The 14,964-nt window shown below is 73.3% G+C and carries 13 protein-coding genes; 8 read left to right on the plus strand and 5 right to left on the minus strand.

The genetic code is table 11. The annotated features are described in order from the left end of the window. Positions 1–71: 71 nt before the first annotated feature. The 5 genes from ACZ6Z8_RS01700 to ACZ6Z8_RS01720 all read left to right on the plus strand — a co-directional run bounded on the left by ACZ6Z8_RS01700 (position 72) and on the right by ACZ6Z8_RS01720 (position 5,835). Positions 72–1,064, plus strand: coding sequence for a LacI family DNA-binding transcriptional regulator (locus ACZ6Z8_RS01700; RefSeq protein ID WP_465605259.1), 993 nt, complete (start codon positions 72–74; stop codon positions 1,062–1,064). 52 nt (positions 1,065–1,116) lie between these two features. After that, positions 1,117–2,370, plus strand: a complete 1,254-nt coding sequence (locus ACZ6Z8_RS01705) for a sugar ABC transporter substrate-binding protein (protein WP_465605262.1) — start codon at positions 1,117–1,119, stop codon at positions 2,368–2,370. Between the two features lie 64 nt (positions 2,371–2,434). Continuing rightward, complete coding sequence (locus tag ACZ6Z8_RS01710) at positions 2,435–3,430, plus strand: carbohydrate ABC transporter permease (RefSeq protein ID WP_465606299.1); 996 nt, start codon at positions 2,435–2,437, stop codon at positions 3,428–3,430. After that, positions 3,417–4,337: a carbohydrate ABC transporter permease gene (locus ACZ6Z8_RS01715; protein WP_465605265.1), complete on the plus strand. Its 921-nt coding sequence runs from the start codon at positions 3,417–3,419 to the stop codon at positions 4,335–4,337. Before ACZ6Z8_RS01710 ends, ACZ6Z8_RS01715 begins: the two co-directional genes overlap by 14 nt. A 112-nt stretch (positions 4,338–4,449) precedes the next feature. Continuing rightward, entirely contained in the window at positions 4,450–5,835 is a 1,386-nt protein-coding gene (locus ACZ6Z8_RS01720) for a hypothetical protein (RefSeq protein ID WP_465605268.1), read from the plus strand. Positions 5,836–5,925: 90 nt separating this feature from the next. Here ACZ6Z8_RS01720 and ACZ6Z8_RS01725 read toward each other — a convergent pair whose 3' ends face one another. From ACZ6Z8_RS01725 to ACZ6Z8_RS01740, 4 genes are all read right to left on the minus strand, one after another. Further along, entirely contained in the window at positions 5,926–6,123 is a 198-nt protein-coding gene (locus tag ACZ6Z8_RS01725) for a hypothetical protein (protein ID WP_465605270.1), read from the minus strand. A 59-nt stretch (positions 6,124–6,182) separates the two neighbouring features. After that, entirely contained in the window at positions 6,183–6,884 is a 702-nt protein-coding gene (locus ACZ6Z8_RS01730) for a hypothetical protein (protein WP_465605273.1), read from the minus strand. Between the two features lie 92 nt (positions 6,885–6,976). After that, positions 6,977–7,675: a ribonuclease H family protein gene (locus ACZ6Z8_RS01735; RefSeq protein ID WP_465605275.1), complete on the minus strand. Its 699-nt coding sequence runs from the start codon at positions 7,673–7,675 to the stop codon at positions 6,977–6,979. Between the two features lie 147 nt (positions 7,676–7,822). After that, positions 7,823–8,479: a hypothetical protein gene (locus ACZ6Z8_RS01740; protein WP_465605277.1), complete on the minus strand. Its 657-nt coding sequence runs from the start codon at positions 8,477–8,479 to the stop codon at positions 7,823–7,825. Between the two features lie 217 nt (positions 8,480–8,696). On the opposite strand from ACZ6Z8_RS01740, the gene ACZ6Z8_RS01745 reads away from it, so the two are divergent. From ACZ6Z8_RS01745 to ACZ6Z8_RS01755, 3 genes are all read left to right on the plus strand, one after another. Beyond that, positions 8,697–9,425, plus strand: coding sequence for a hypothetical protein (locus ACZ6Z8_RS01745; protein ID WP_465605280.1), 729 nt, complete (start codon positions 8,697–8,699; stop codon positions 9,423–9,425). A gap of 16 nt (positions 9,426–9,441) precedes the next feature. Further along, positions 9,442–9,984, plus strand: a complete 543-nt coding sequence (locus ACZ6Z8_RS01750) for a GNAT family N-acetyltransferase (RefSeq protein ID WP_465605283.1) — start codon at positions 9,442–9,444, stop codon at positions 9,982–9,984. Between the two features lie 368 nt (positions 9,985–10,352). Further along, positions 10,353–11,504: a damage-control phosphatase ARMT1 family protein gene (locus tag ACZ6Z8_RS01755; protein ID WP_465605286.1), complete on the plus strand. Its 1,152-nt coding sequence runs from the start codon at positions 10,353–10,355 to the stop codon at positions 11,502–11,504. Positions 11,505–11,664: 160 nt separating this feature from the next. Here ACZ6Z8_RS01755 and ACZ6Z8_RS01760 read toward each other — a convergent pair whose 3' ends face one another. Further along, a complete protein-coding gene (locus tag ACZ6Z8_RS01760; protein ID WP_465605289.1) occupies positions 11,665–14,889 on the minus strand; it encodes a cytochrome P450 in 3,225 nt (1,074 codons plus the stop codon). Positions 14,890–14,964: the final 75 nt, after the last annotated feature.

Consider the following 14,964-nt stretch of genomic DNA (forward strand, 5'->3'; position numbering starts at 1 on the left):
CGATGACGACAGAACCTAGGATCACCGTCATGCATCCACACTCATCGCCCAGGCCCAGGACGGGGTCCGCCGTGACCCTCGAAATGGTCGCCGCCCGGGCCGGCGTGGGCCGTCAGACGGTGTCCAACGCGATCAACTCGCCCGAGCTGCTGCGCCCGCAGACACTGGAGCGGGTCCGGCGCGCCATCGACGAACTCGGCTACCGCCCGCACCGGGCCGCGCAGGCGCTCAAGACCCGGGCCAGCCGGCTGATCGGCTACGGCATCCGCTCCAGCAGCACCGGCGTGCCCACCCCGGTCCTGGACCAGTTCCTCCACTCGCTCTCCGAGGCCGCCGACCGGGCCGGCTACCGGGTGGTGCTGTTCGCCGTCGCCCCCGGGGACGACGAACTCACCAGCTACCAGCAGCTGCTGGACGAGCACGGCGCGGACGGCTTCGTGCTCAGCGGCACCGACCGCGGCGACCGCCGCCAGGGCTGGCTGCACGAGCGAGGCGTTCCGTTCGTCGCCTTCGGCCGCACCTGGTCCGGCAAGGACGTCGGCGACTGGGTCGACGTGGACGGCGCCGCCGGCACCTCCGCGGCCGTCCGCCACCTCGCCGGCCTCGGCCACCGCCGGATCGGCTTCCTCGGCTGGCCCAGGGGCTCCGGCGTCGGCGACGACCGGGCCCGCGGCTGGCAGAGCGCGATGCGTGAACTGGGCCTGCCCACCCGCGGCCGCCGGGTCGCCAGCCCGGACGACCCCGAGCAGGCCACCGAGGCCGCCGAGAAACTGCTCGCCACCGGCGCCACCGCCGTCGTCGCCGCCAGCGACACCCTCGCCCTCGGCTGGTACCAGGCGCTGCGCCGGGCCGGCCGCGGCCCCGGCCCGGAGGCCGCCGTCATCGGCTTCGACGACTCCCCCATCGCCCCGCTGCTGTTCCCCTCGCTGTCCAGCCTCGCCCAGCCGCTCGACGCCGTCGGCCGTGCCTGCATGCGGCTGCTGCTGGATCGCCTCGGCGACCGCGACCGGCCCACCGAACACATCCTGCTGGAACCGGAGCTGGTCCTCCGCGAAAGCGTGTGACACCGCTCCCCGAAGGTCCTCCGCCAAACCCGCCCCTCGCAAGGAGATCCGCATGGCCACCTCCCGCACCCTCGCCGCGGCCGCCGTCTGCGCGGCCCTCGCCCTCGGCGCCGCCACCGGCTGCTCCTCCTCCGGCGGCTTCGGCGACTCATCGGCCGAGCAGTCCTCCGGCGCGAACCAGAACCTCACCGTGCTCATCGCCAGCTCCGGCGAGGCCGAGACCGCCGCGGTCAAGGCCGCCACCGCCGACTGGGCCGGGAGGACCGGCAACACCGTCACCGTGCAGATCGCCGCCGACATCAACCAGCAACTGGGCCAGGCCTTCGCCGGCGGCAACCCGCCGGACCTCTTCTACGTCAACTCCGACCAGTTCGCCAACTACGCCAAGGGCGGCTCGCTGTACGCCTACGGCGACCAGATACCCGACGCCGCCGACTTCTCCGAGCAGCTGCGCACGGCCTTCAGCTACCGGGGCAAGCTCACCTGCCTGCCCAAGGACAGCTCCACCCTGGCCCTGGCGGTCAACACCGACCTGTGGAAGAAGGCCGGCCTGACCGAGGCCGACTACCCCACCACCTGGCAGCAACTCTCCGACGACGCCGGCAAACTCACCCAGGACGGCGTGACCGGCCTGGTCACCGCCCCCGACCACCAGCGTCTCGGCGCCCTGCTCAAGCAGGCCGGCGGCTGGATCACCGACCCCGCGCAGAGCACGATGACCGCCGACAGCCCCGCCAACCGGCAGGCCCTGGAGTACCTTCAGGGCCTGCTGAAGGCCGGCTCCGCCAAGTACGTCTCCGAGGTCGACGCCGGCTGGGGCGGCGAGGCGCTCGGCAAGGGCAGGGCGGCCATGACCATCGAGGGCAACTGGCTCAAGGGCGCGATGGCCAAGGACTACCCGAACGTCCCGTACAAGGTGCTCCCGCTGCCCGCCGGACCGGCCGGGCCCGGCACCCTCTCCTTCAGCAACTGCTGGGGCATCGCCGCCAAGAGCTCCCACCGGGCGGCCGGCATCGACCTGGTCAAGCACCTCACCTCGGCCGACCAGCAGCTGGAGTTCGCCAAGGCCTTCGGCGTGATGCCCTCACGCACCAGCGCCCTGGCGACCTACGCCGCGACGTACCCCGAGTCCAAGGCCTGGGTCGACGGCGTCGCCCACGCCCAACCGCCGGTCACCGTGCCCGGGTTCAACCGGGTGCTGACCCAGTTCGACACCGACCTCCAGTCCCTGCGCACCGGCGACCCGGCCGCCGTCCTGGCCGCCCTCCAGCGCAACGGCGAGCAGGCCCTCAAGAATGCCGGGTGACGCCCGTACCAGGGCCGGGCGCGGGCTGCGCGAGGGGGCCTGGGGCTGGCTGTTCACCGGCCCGATGGTCCTGGTCCTCGGCCTCTTCCTGGTCCTGCCGATCGCGATGGCCCTGTGGGTCAGCCTGCTGCACTGGAACGGCCAGTCCGACCCGTTCAACGGCGACGCGGACTTCGTCGGCCTGGACAACTACCGCCGGCTGTTCACCGAGGACGGCCTGGACCGCACGCTGTTCGCCACCTCGCTGCGCAACACCCTCTACTACGTGCTGCTGACCGTCCCCCTCCAGACCGCACTGGCGCTGTTCCTCGCCATCGCCGTCAACCAGCGGATGCTGCGCGGCCGGAGCGCCCTGCGCACCGTCTTCTACTTCCCCTCCGTCACCAGCTCGATCGCCGTCTCCACGGTCTTCCTGTTCCTGTTCCAGGGCAGCGGAGCCGTCAACCGGGCGCTCGCCCGGTTCGGGGTCGAGGGCCCCAACTGGTTCGCCGATCCGCGCGGCCTGGTCTGGCTGGTCCTCGCCCGGTTCGGCGTCGACCGGCCCGCGCCGTCGGGCGGCGGCCCGCTCGGACTGCCCTGGTCGGAGTGGTTCGCCGGGCCCTCGGTCGCGATGTGCACCCTGATCCTGATGGCGGTGTGGACCACCTCCGGCACCTTCATGCTGATCTTCCTGGCCGCGCTCCAGGACGTCCCGCGCGAACTGGAGGAGGCCGCCGCCCTCGACGGCGCCAACCGGCGCCAACTGCTGCGCCACGTCACGCTTCCCGCCCTGCGGCCCGTCCTGTTCCTGGTGCTGACGCTCGGCCTGATATCCACCTGGCAGGTCTTCGACCAGGTCTACGTGATGGGCAGGGGCGCCCCCGGCAACACCACCCTCACGCCCGCCTACCTCTCCTACACGGCCGGCTTCGACAACGCCGACTACGGGCAGGGCGCCGCCATCGCGTTCGTCCTGCTCGGCCTGATCCTGCTGCTCACCGCCGTGCAGCGGTTCGTCCTGCGGGAACGGGACGACAAGCAGCGGCGGTACCCGAAGGGAGGCCGCCGTGCGGCACGCTGACCGCTCCGCCGGACCGGACAGGGCCGGCCGTGCCGGCCCGGACAAGCCCGTGCTCGGCCGCTTCCCCCGCCCGCTGCGCCTCCTCGGGTACACCGCGCTGCTCGGCTTCGCGCTGGTCTACGTGCTGCCGTTCCTGCTGCAGCTGGCGAACAGCTTCAAGACCGACCCGGACGCGGCCGCCCACCCGATGGCCCTGCTGCCGGACGGCGGCACGCTCGACTCCTACCGGCGGTTGCTCGGCCTGGCGCGGGGCGTGGAGAGCGTCCCGTTCCTGAGCTGGCTGGGCAACAGCGTGCTGGTGACCGTCCTGGTCACGGCCGGGCGGGTGCTGTTCGACTCGATGGCGGGCTACGCCCTGGCCCGGATCCGCTTCCCCGGCCGGCGGCTGCTGTTCGGCTTCGTGCTGGCGGTGATGGCGGTGCCGGGCGTGGTGCTGCTGATCCCGAAGTTCCTGGTGCTGAAGAGTTTCGGGATGTTCGACACCTACGGCGGGATGATCCTGCCGCTGCTGGTCGACGCCGCCGGGATCTTCATCATGAAGCAGTTCTTCGAGTCGGTGCCGCGAGAGATCGAGGAGGCGGCGCGGATCGACGGGGCGGGGACGTTCCGGATCTTCCGGTCGGTCGTGCTGCCGATGTCCCGGCCCTCGCTGATCACCCTCACCGTGCTCTCCTTCCAGGGCTCCTGGAACGAGTTCACCCACTTCCTGGTCGCCACCCAGTCCAGCGACCACGACACCCTGACCACCGGTCTCGCGCACCTCGTCTCCGGCGGCCTCGGCTCGGGGACGCAGTACCCGCTCAAGCTGGCGGCGGCGCTGGTGTCGACCGTGCCGGTGGCGGTGCTGTTCTTCCTGTTCCAGCGTCACTTCGTGCGCGGGGCCAACTCCGGGTCGTCCAAGGGGTAGTCCGATGGGTCCGGCGGGGGCGAAATCCGGCCAAAGAGCCATCGTCCCGGACAGATCCGTTAAAGCCGGGGTCAAAAAATCGTGTGCGTCCTTGCTGATACTGTGCTCACATGTGTATGCGCTGCGGTGCACTTCGCCGCAGGGGAGGGTCGGCCTGACGTCGTTCGTTCAGGCCCTGTCACGCAGGAGATGCACCATCAACACCGCCATCCGCAAGGCCGCGCGCGGTGCGCTGCCCGTCGCGGTCACCGCTTCCGTCCTCGCCGCCGGCCTCACCGCCTGCGGGACCGCCGAGCAGATCTCGGCCGGCCAGAAGGTGTCCAAGGCCTTCGGCAAGATCGGTGACGGCAAGTCGGCCGGCTTCACGCTCTCCGTGGACGCCACCCCCGAGCAGATCGTCGCCTTCAGCAAGGCCACCGGCGACGAGGCCGCCGACGAGAAGAGCGCGAAGGCGCTGTCCGGCCTCTCCATAGCCGTGGCGGTCTCGGCCGACAAGCCGCTCAAGGACGTCGACGCCTTCAAGAACGCGACCGCCAAGGACCAGCAGGCCCAGAAGGACGTCACGCTCGACAAGTCGGTGCGGGTCTCCTACCGCATCGCCGACAAGAAGGGCACCCCGCTCCTGGAGTACCGCCAGGTCGAGGCCAAGGGATACCTGCGGATCGACCTGAAGACCGCCCTGAAGCTCACCGGCCAGGACGCCGCCGAGGTCGACGACGTCACCGAGGGCCTCCCGTCCGACATGGCCCCCGCCAAGAGCCTGCTGAGCGGCAACTGGACGTCCTTCGACCTCCAGGAGCTCGCCGACGCGGCCAAGAAGGACGACGGCGCCAAGGGCGGCAAGCCGGAGGCGGTGCCCTCGGTCGACCCGCAGACCGGCCAGGAGCTCTTCAACTCGCTGAAGGACGTCTTCAACCGCACGGTCACCTTCGAGGACAAGGGCAAGAAGGACGGCACCGAGCACATCTGGATGAGCGCCCCGGCCCGCCAGGCCGTGGACGAGCTCTACAAGGCCCTCAAGCCGCTCTCGACCAAGTTCCCCCAGCAGTTCAAGAAGTTCCCGACCGAGGCCCCGACCGGCGTCCCGGACCGCCAGGTCGGCGCCGACCTCTACCTCAAGGACGGCTCGCTCTCCTCGGCCACCTTCGACCTGGCGCAGCTGGCGAAGAAGGTCGAGCCGGGCGTCGAGTTCCCGGTGAAGCTGACCTTCGACCAGGACGCGCCCAAGGTCGAGGCCCCGTCGCCCGTACCGAACAAGATGACCGCCGAGGACCTCATGAAGACCTTCTTCATGGTGGCCGCCGGTGGCGCGGACTCCGGCCTCGGCGACGGCACCGGCCCGGGCGCCGTCCCGCCGTTCAGCACCGACGCGGCCCCGCTGACCGACGCCCAGCTCAAGGAGCTGACCGCGCTCGGCGTGCCGGAGGACCAGGCTCGTGCCCTCAACAAGGTCGGCATGGGCTTCGAGGACATCAAGTCCATGGCGCAGGAGAAGTGATCCCCTCCTGATTGTCGTCGCCCACCGACCGGCCGGCCGCACCCGCGGTCGGCCGGTCGCGCTCGTCCGGTCGCGCTCGTCCGGCACCGCTCAGTCAGGCGGTCCGACGTGCAACTCGACCCGGCCGTCCCGCAGGTGGCTGCGGTGGCCGTCGGTGAACTCCAGCCGGAGACTGTGGTCCGCCGGGGCGTCCACGACGACCGCGCTCTCGACCGTGCCGAAGGAGGAGTCGCGGTAGACCCACACCTGGTCGCCGACGTGGAACTCCAGCGTCTCGGACACGATCACCGCACTCACCTCCGCTCCGGCAGGCCCACTTGTCTGTACGGGCGGGAGCGGCTCCGGACTCACCGGATGCGCAATTGGGTCGGCGCGGTGATGGCCGGCAGATCGGTGGGCTCCCCGAGCGGGCCCGTCGGAGTGCTGTCCGGGTAGTGGGCGCACTCGGTGGCGGCCGCGACCGCGAGGGTGCCGGCCACCGGGTCGAAGCTGATCGAGACGCTCTCGACCAGGGAGCCGGGTCCGGTGGCCGGTGGGGTCAGCGTCAGGCCGGGGGCGGGGGCGGACTCGTCGTCGGCGGCGACCGTCCAGCCCTGGTCGGTCAGGGCCCGCCGGGCCCGCTGCCGGGCCTGCTGCCACTGCGGCCGGCTGACCCCGGCCAGGGTGAAGCGGGCGCCGAGGGCGGCCGTGCGGGGCTGGTCGGCGCCGGTGTCGCCCATGCGCTCCAGAAGGTGGGTGAGGCCCCGGGCGCGGCAGGCGCCGTAGCTGCGGGCCGTGATGCCGTCGCCGTCGCTCCCGCTGGTCAGCGTGGCGCCCGGCGGCAGGGCGAGGGCGTCGTAGACGGCCTGGGCCCGGGTGTCCAGATGCCTGGCGACGGCTGCCGGGTCGGCCACCGGGTACGGCGTCCCCGACCAGGCCCGGGGCAGCGCATCCGCCAGCGTCGCGGCCGCGTCGTAGCCGACCGTGCCGAGCACCATCGCTCCCGCGGCGGCCGCCGTGATCATCCCGACCCGCACGGCCTTCCGGCGGCTCTGCCTGTTCTTCCTCATGATCGTCATCGTGCACCGCCGCGCGGCACCGCCGCCTGAGTACGGGTACTCAGGCGGCGGCGTGCGGGGGCTCAGGCGCGGGCGATCGGGGCTCAGGCGTGGGCGGCGGCGCACTCCGGGTGGCCCCAGCTGCCGCCCACCTTGGTGATCTTGTCGCCCTTGGCGTACGGGCGGCTGCACGGGCAGGTCCCGGGGAAGCGGGCGTTCAGGGTGCGCGATCCGCCGCTGCGCTTGGCGGTGCCGGTGGCGGCGGACCCGGTGCTGCGCGCCTTGGGCGCCTTCGGCGTCTTCGCGGCCGCGGCCGGGTCGGGCACCGGCAGGTCCGCGGCCGTCCCGGCGGCGGCCTGCTGGGTGCGGGCGGCGTCGCTGGCGGCCTTGTCCGCGATGGCGTTCAGCGGGTCGCCGTCCACCTGGTGGGCGGGGACGTACACGAAGGTGACGTCCCGGCCCTCCAGAAGTTCGTCGATCCGCTGGATCAGTTCGCGGTTGGCCACCGGCTTGCCCGCGGCGGTCTTCCAGCCGTTGCGCTTCCAGCCCTTGAGCCACTTGGTGACCGAGTCGCGGGTGTAGGTGCTGTCGAGCCGCACCTCCAGCGGGACGGCCGGATCGGTCGCGGACAGCAGCTGCTGAAGCGCCGTCAGCTCGCCGATGTTGTTGGTGCTGTGCCCGAGCGGCCCGGCCTCCCAGCGCTGGGGCACCCCGGCGCCGTCCGCCACCACGTAGGCCCAGGCCGCCGGCCCCGGGTTGCCCTTGGCTGCTCCGTCACACGCTGCAATGACTCGTTCGACCATGCCCCGATCATGCCTGGTCAGCCGGCCGGTCGCCAAAGTGGTCGGAGGCGCAGCAGCAGGAGCAGCGGTGCGGCGGACCGGCTGAGGTCGGTGGAGTCGCGGCCCTTGCCGGTCAGCGGGCCGTGGTTCTTCCACCCCGGCCCGTCGTCAGTACCAGAGGGTGTGCCCGGCCACGCCCCGGCCGGTGCGGGCGGCGTGGCGGAGCACGCGCAGTGGGCCGTCGAGGAGGGCGTCGGCGTCGTGGTACGGGTCGTCGCCGAGGCCGGTCATCCAGGCGTGGATGCGCTGGACCGCCTCGGTCCGGCGGGCCCCGGTCAGGGTCAGTGCCTCCTCGGCGTCGGGGAGGCAGGCGCGGACCTGCCGGGAGTCGAGCAGGAAGTCGCCGAACCAGCCGGGCAGTTGGAGCGTCGCGTCCGGTCCGAGGGCGTAGGCGAGGGCCCAGAACGGGTTGGCCTTGCGTGCCGCGGCCGAGAACAGGCCCTCCTTCTCCTCCGGCCGGAACCGGCCCATGACGGCCTCCCGGAGGTCCTCCACCGCGTCGGAGCCGTCCCGGCAGCTGTCGAAGAACGCGCACAGCCGGAGGGCGTCCTCCCCGGCGCTCCCGTCACCGGCGGCCGGCTCGCCGAACAGGGACTCGCCCGCCACCCCGCGCCACCAGGCCAGCTCCTCGGCCACCCCGGGCGCCGCCGGCCCGGGCGCGGACGCGGCGGCGGCGGCGGGGCCGGCCTCGGCCGCCGCACCCAGCAGCTGCCGCAACTCCTCGTCCGACACCGTACCGATGACCCACAACCCCGTGGCGCTCAACCCGACCTCCTCGTTCCCGGCCCTGTCCCCTGATCATGCCCGGTGCCTCCGACACCGCGGCGCCGTGATGGATCCGTGGCGGGCCAACGGGCCTGCCACCCGAAGCCTGGGCAACGTCCACCACTCCTGCCGCCGGCCTCCACAAGCCGCCCGGCCCGGCAAAGGGTCCGCCCCCTCCGCTGCCCGTCCCCGGTTCGACCTGAGAGGATCTCCCGCCATGACGCACTACGAGACGTCCGGGCCGGGGCGGCGACCCGGCCCGGACGGACGACCCGGCGAGTCCGGCGAACCCGCCAGGTCCGGGAGGAAGTCCGGGAAAAACGACACGCCGTGGCCGAGACGGCCGCTGCTGACGGCCCTGTGGATCCCGGCCGCCGCCGTGCTGCTCCCGCTCGGCGGGGCGCTCGGGGCGCTCGGCACGTGGTTCCTCGTCCCCGCGGCGGCGCTGATCCTGACCGGGGTGGTCGGGCTGATCTACGCCGTGTTGTGCCTCTGCCAGTTCAGGGCGCTGCAGACCACCGCAATGCTCCTGATGATCGCCCCGGTGATCGCCGTCCCGATGATGAGCATGAACACCGTCCAGGCCACGGTGCTGTCCATGCGCGGCACCATCCACCCGGGTACCGTCACCGACATCACGGTGACCCACGGCAAGAGCACCAGCTACAGCTGCGCGGTGCGCTACGACGAGGCCCCGGGGCGCACCCGGTCCGTCACCTGCGGCAGCGGTGACACGACCGGCGAGCGGGTGAGCGTCACCGAGGACCCGGACGGCCTGGTGGAACCGGAGTTCACCGCGGCGGCCGAGAACCCCCGGTTCGACCTGGCGATGGCCGGCCTCGCCGACGTCTGCCTGCTCACCGTTACCGCCGCCACCGCCGGCCTCGGCGCGCTGCTCCACCTGCTGCGGAGGCGCCGTTATCCCGTTGCGCCGGCGGCGGGGTGACGGACATCATCCCTGGATGGAGCTGGCAGAGCAGGAAATCGTTCTGGGTGAGGTGACGCTGCGCCGTTTCCGCGGCGAGGCGGACTTCCCCGAGTTCTTCCGGGTCATCGAGGAGTCGCTGGAGCACCTGCGGCCCTGGATGCCGTGGGTCGCCGAGCACAGCGAGGCCAAGACCGCCGCTTTCCTGGCGGAGCGGCCGGAGCTGTGGGAGAGCGGGAAGGACTTCACCTACGCGATCCTGCTGGACGGCGCGATCGTGGGCACCTGCGGGCTGTTCCGGCGCGAGGACACCGAGGAGAACGGCCGGGAGATCGGCTACTGGCTGCACCCCGCCGCCACCGGCCGCGGCATCGCCACCCGGACGGCCCGGGCGCTGGCCGAACAGGCCTTCCGCCTCCCCGGCGTGGACTTCGTGGAGATCGTGCACGACCCCGCGAACCTCGCCGGCGCCGCCGTCCCGGCCCGGCTCGGCTTCACCGAGTACCGGCGCCGCCCCGCCGAGGCGCTCGCCCCGGCGGAGACCGGCGAGGAGCAGATCTGGCGGCTCCGGCGCGGCTGACGAACGGTGCCCGACGGTCCGCCGCCGTGGGGTGCGTGCGGACCGCCGGGCGACGCCGGACGGACGGGACGATCCGGCCGGGCGCCGTGGGAACGAACGCGGGCCGGGGACTGCCGTCCCCGCGCGGAGCGCCCCATCTCGAACCCCGCGTGCCGGCCGCGCACCCTCTGCCACGGCCTCCCGCGTTCGTTCCCATGCCCAGGAGACCGCCTGACCGGCGGCCGGATAACACTTTTCCGCTCGCTCTCTCCCCACCCGCCGCCGCGCCGGTGATCGTCTAGTCTCGGCTGAAGCCGACGGGGACAGGCCTGAGCCCCCGGTCCAGCCAGCAGCTCCCGCCGAGAGGCCCCACCGTGCCGCACGCACCCGTGATCCGCAGTGACGTCCCCGGTTCCTTCCCCTGGGCCGTCTTCCACGAGCGCCACCCCGTGCTGGTCCGGCGGGTCCTCGACGCCCTGCCGTACGGCCCGGCCGAGCGGGCGGCGATCGAGGCGCTGCTGGTGGAGAGCACCACCGGCCTGCTGGAGCCGCCGGAGGAGGACACCCCGGACGCTGCCCGGTGGCGGGAGTGGGGCGGACCCGTGTGGGGCAGGCCCTGGGGCGAGGCGCCGTTCCTGTGGGCGGAGAGCTACTTCTACCGCCGACTGCTCGACGCCACCGGGTACTTCCGGCCCGGCGCCTGGCAGGGCATCGACCCGTTCGCGCCGTTCAAGGACGCCGAACTGGCCGGAGCGGCGGTGGACGAGGAGCTGGCGGCGCTCGACCGGCTCGACGGCCTGCCGCCGTCCCGACGGGCGGACCCACTGCTCTCGTCGGCGCTGTGGGGCAACCGGGCGGACCTCAGCTTCCAGCTCACCGCCGGGCCCGGTGGCCGCGCCTCCTCCGATCTGCTCGCCGACGACAGCGCACTGCTCCGTTCCGAGCTGGAGCGGGCCGGCGGCGGGCTGGTCTGCCTCGTCGCGGACAACGCGGGCCGGGAGCTGCTGTCGGACCTCGTTCTGATCGACCATCTGCTGGCCGAGGGCCGGGCCGCCGAAGTGGCCCTGTACGTGAAGCCCCAGCCGTACTACGTGTCGGACGCCACGACCGCCGACGTCCTCGCCTCGGTCGAGCGGCTGCGCACCGCGCCGTCACCGGCGGCCGGGGCCGTCGGCGAGCGGCTGTGGCGGGCGCTGAACCTCGGCACGCTGGTGATCCGCACCCATCCGTTCTTCTGCGCGCCGCTTCCGTACCACGACCTGCCCGCCGACCTCCGGGCCGAACTCGCGGGCGCGGCGCTGACGATCCTCAAGGGCGACCTCAACTACCGCCGCCTGGTCGGCGACCGGCTCTGGCCCCCGACCACCCCCTTCGCCGAGACGGCCGGGCACTTCCCGTCGAGCGTCGCCGCCCTGCGGACGCTGAAGTCGGACGTGATCGTCGGCCTGGACGCCGCCACCGTCGCCCGGCTCGACGGGACCGGGACGGGGTGGCGCGTCAGCGGCCGCCACGCCGTCATCCAGGTCCACGCCCGGCCGTAGGGTCCGTCGTCGACGGCCTCCGGGCCCGTAGCGGCACGCCCGCCCCGCCGTCGAAGGCCACGCCCTGCCCACACCGACGCACCGGCCGCCCGCCCGCCACTCGACGTGAGCGGCGGGCGGGCAGGCGTTCCTCAGCGGCCGGACGCCACCGGCCGGGCCCTCAGCCCGCGTACACGTCCTCGACGTAGCGCCCGGCCTCGATCAGGCCCCGCAGCCACTCCTGCGCCCGCTGTTCGTCGGCCCCCGGCGTGCGCTCCCGGTAGAGCGTCCGGAAGGCCTCCCGCACGCCGGGCGCCATCCGGGCGCCGTCGCCGCACACGTACACCTCCGCACCGGCCTCCAGCAGCGCCCAGACCTCCGAGGCCTCGGCCGCGATGCGGTCCTGGACGAACCGCCGCCCGCCCTCGGGCTGCTCACTGAAGGCGGGCCGCATCGAGACCGCCCCCGCCCGCTCGGCCTCCTCCAGCTCGGCCCGGTGCAGGTAGTCCGCCTGCGGGGCGTCGCAGCCGAAGTACAGCAGCGCCGGGGCGAGTTCGGCTCCCTCGGCGGCCGAGGCCAGCAGCGCCCGGCGGTCGGCGACGGCGCCGCGGAAGGGCGCCAGTCCGGTCCCGGCCGCGATCATGATCACCGGGGTGCGGTGCCCGATCCGGAACGCCTCCCGGCACGGCTGGACCCGGGCCAGCACGGTGTCGCCGACGCCCACCCGGTCGAGGTAGCCGGAACCGGTGCCCCGGAAGGTGCCCCGGCCCGAGCGTGCCGGGGCGCTGAGCACCGAGACCATCAGGTCGACCTCCTGTACGCCCCCGGCCGCGGGCGCGGCGCTCGCGGGCGAGGAGGAGATCGAGTAGTGGCGGGGCCGGATCGGCGGCAGCAGCTCCAGCAGTACCGGCCAACCGAGCGCCTCCCGCAGGGCCGGGAAGTCCTCGACCAGGTCGAGCAGGGTGCGCGGGTCGTCCTCGGGCAGCGCCCGCAGCGCGGCCTGCTCGGGCGGGCAGGGGTTGAGCGCGGCCAGCGAGGCGCGCTGCTCGGCGGTCGGGCGGTCCTGCAACTCGACGTGGCGGGTGAGCAGTTCCCGTACGGTCAGCGGGCGGTCGACGGCGAGGCCGGTGCGCCGGTGGGCGACGATGCTCAGCACCGTGTCGAGGTCGGCGCCGAGCAGCTTGGCGGCGCGCTCGACCAGGACCGGGTCGTTGGCGGGCAGCACGGTCAGGTGGTCGGCGGTCCGGTACTCGGCGCCGGCCGGCAGGGCGAGCCGGACGAGCCGCTTCACCCGGTGGTAGTCGGGGTCCGTCAGGCTGCCGACGGCGGTGACGGTCAGTTCGCTCATGCCGTGCCGGGCGGCGAGCGCGTCCAGCGGGCCGCCGGTCAGCTCGGTGACGGTGTACCCGGCCTCCTCCTGCGGGGCGGCCGCGGCCTCGGCGTCGGCGTCGCCGTGGCGCGTCAGCAGGAGGTCGGCCAGTGCCTCGGTGAACTCCCGTACGGTACCGGCCAGATCGCCGGAGGCGTCGGCCCCGGCGCGGGTGAGCAGCCGGGTGCCGCCGAGGGCGGCGAGCCGGTCGTCGATCAGGGTGGGGATGCGCTGGTAGGTGGCGGCGTAGGTGCGGTCGCCGATGCCGAGCACCGCGTACTGGACGCCGTCGGCCGCGCCGTCCGGGGCCTCGGCCAGGCGGCGGACGAACTCGGCAGCGTCGTCGGTCGGTTGGCCGTTGTACGAGGCGGCGGTGATCACCACCGGGCGGTCGGTGGGCAGGCCGTCGGCGTACGCGTCCAGCGGAGCGGTCTCGGTGTCGCAGCCCAGTCCGGCGGCGACTTCGGCGAGTTGGCGGCTGAAGTCGCGGCAGGCGCCGTAGTTGGAGCCGTGCAGGAGCAGCAGGCCGGTGCCCTGGCGGACCCGGCCGGGGCCGTCGGGGCGCTCGGCGGCGCCGGTGGCCTGCCGCGGCACGACCGGCTGCACGGGCGGGGCGTACCGGGCCGGCGGGGCGGGGGTGCGCGGGGCGAGGGCGAGGGTGAAGCCGTCGGGCTTGATGGTGAGCGTCTGCTTGAGGGTCAGCTGGTAGTCGGCGTGGTCGATGAGCCGGTAGCGGTGGACCAGCATGCCGAGCAGCATGGTCGCCTCGTGCAGCGCGAACTGCCGTCCGATGCAGGCGCGTTCGCCGGTCCCGAAGGGCTTGAAGGCGTGCGGGGAGCGGGCCGCCTCGCGCTCGGGGTCGAACCGGGAGGAGTCGAAGAGCTCCGGGTTGTCGCCCCAGGCCGGGTCGCGGTGCAGCATCGGGGTCAGCACGAAGATCGGCATCCCCGGACGGACCGGGATGCGCCCGCCGAGCAGGGTCTCCGCCCGCGCCTCCCGGCTGAACAGGGGCGCCGTCGGCCACAGCCGCAGCGCCTCGTTGAGCACCTGACGGGTGTGGCGCAGCCGGCCGACGTCCTCGTACGAGGGCTCCGGGTCGGACTGGTCGCCCCAGAGCGCGTCCACCTCCTCCTGAACGCGCCGGAGTTCGGAGGGGTGCTTGCTGAGGTAGTGCAGCGCGAAGGAGAGCGCACCCGAGGTGGTCTCGTGGCCGGCGATCAGGAAGGTGATCACCTGGTTGCGGATGTTCTCGATGTCCAGCCGGGTGCCGTCGACGGGGTGGACCGCGCCGAGCATCAGGCCGAGCAGGTCCTCGGCCGGGCCGTCCCCGGCGCCGCTCTCCACCCGGGCGGCGATCACCTCGTCCACCACGCCGGCCAGGTAGTCGGCGTCCCGGCGGAAGGCGGCGTCGCGCTCGCCGTGGTCGAGCGCCGGGTTGCGGGTCAGCCTGGTCATCGCCCAGTCCAGGCAGCGCACCATGGCCTCGACGAAGGGGTGCGGCTCGTCCCGCTCGAAGGAGCCGAAGTCGAAGCCGAACCCGGCCAGACCGATGGTGTCCAGGGTCATCCGGGTCATGTCGCCGGGCACGTCCACCGTCAGCCCGGCGGCCGAGCGGCGGTCCCAGGCCTCGATGACCCGGCGGGCGACCTTCAGCATCACCGGGTGGTAGGTGCGCATCGAGCCGAGCGCGAAGGCGGGCATCAGGATGTCGTGCGCCCTGGCCCAGTTCGGCTCGTCGTTGTAGGCGGTGAACAGGCCGTCCCCGGTGAACTCGCGGACGTTCTCCAACGCCGGGCCGATCGCCTTGGTGAAGCGCTCCTCGTCGGCCAGTTCCTCGACCAGCTCCAGGCTGCTGACCATCAGCACCTCGCGGCCGTGCAGGCGCTGGACGAAGGCCGGGCCGTGCTCTCTGGCCAGCTCCATGCTCCGCAGCACGGGGACGCTGACCGGCGCCGCGGAGATGTCCACCAGGGGGACGGTCGGTCCCGCGGTGGTGGTACCGGCGCTGCTCGCTGCCTCGGTCGTGGTGTCGGTCATCGGTGGGTCCCTCCCACGGCGGAAAAACTTCTCGGTTCCTCCACTCTGAGCCCCCGCGGCCGCCGCCCGACAGTG

The sequence above is a fragment of the Kitasatospora sp. NPDC101108 genome, assembly GCF_055584725.1.

Excerpts from the sequence above, each read along its gene's own strand:
- ACZ6Z8_RS01705 (WP_465605262.1), top strand. The coding sequence starts at position 1,117 with ATGGCCACCTCCCGCACCCTCGCCGCGGCCGCCGTCTGCGCGGCCCTC.
- ACZ6Z8_RS01710 (WP_465606299.1), top strand. The coding sequence starts at position 2,435 with ATGGTCCTGGTCCTCGGCCTCTTCCTGGTCCTGCCGATCGCGATGGCC.
- ACZ6Z8_RS01730 (WP_465605273.1), bottom strand. The coding sequence starts at position 6,884 with ATGAGGAAGAACAGGCAGAGCCGCCGGAAGGCCGTGCGGGTCGGGATG.
- ACZ6Z8_RS01735 (WP_465605275.1), bottom strand. The coding sequence starts at position 7,675 with ATGGTCGAACGAGTCATTGCAGCGTGTGACGGAGCAGCCAAGGGCAAC.
- ACZ6Z8_RS01745 (WP_465605280.1), top strand. The coding sequence starts at position 8,697 with ATGACGCACTACGAGACGTCCGGGCCGGGGCGGCGACCCGGCCCGGAC.
- ACZ6Z8_RS01750 (WP_465605283.1), top strand. The coding sequence starts at position 9,442 with ATGGAGCTGGCAGAGCAGGAAATCGTTCTGGGTGAGGTGACGCTGCGC.
- ACZ6Z8_RS01760 (WP_465605289.1), bottom strand. The coding sequence starts at position 14,889 with ATGACCGACACCACGACCGAGGCAGCGAGCAGCGCCGGTACCACCACC.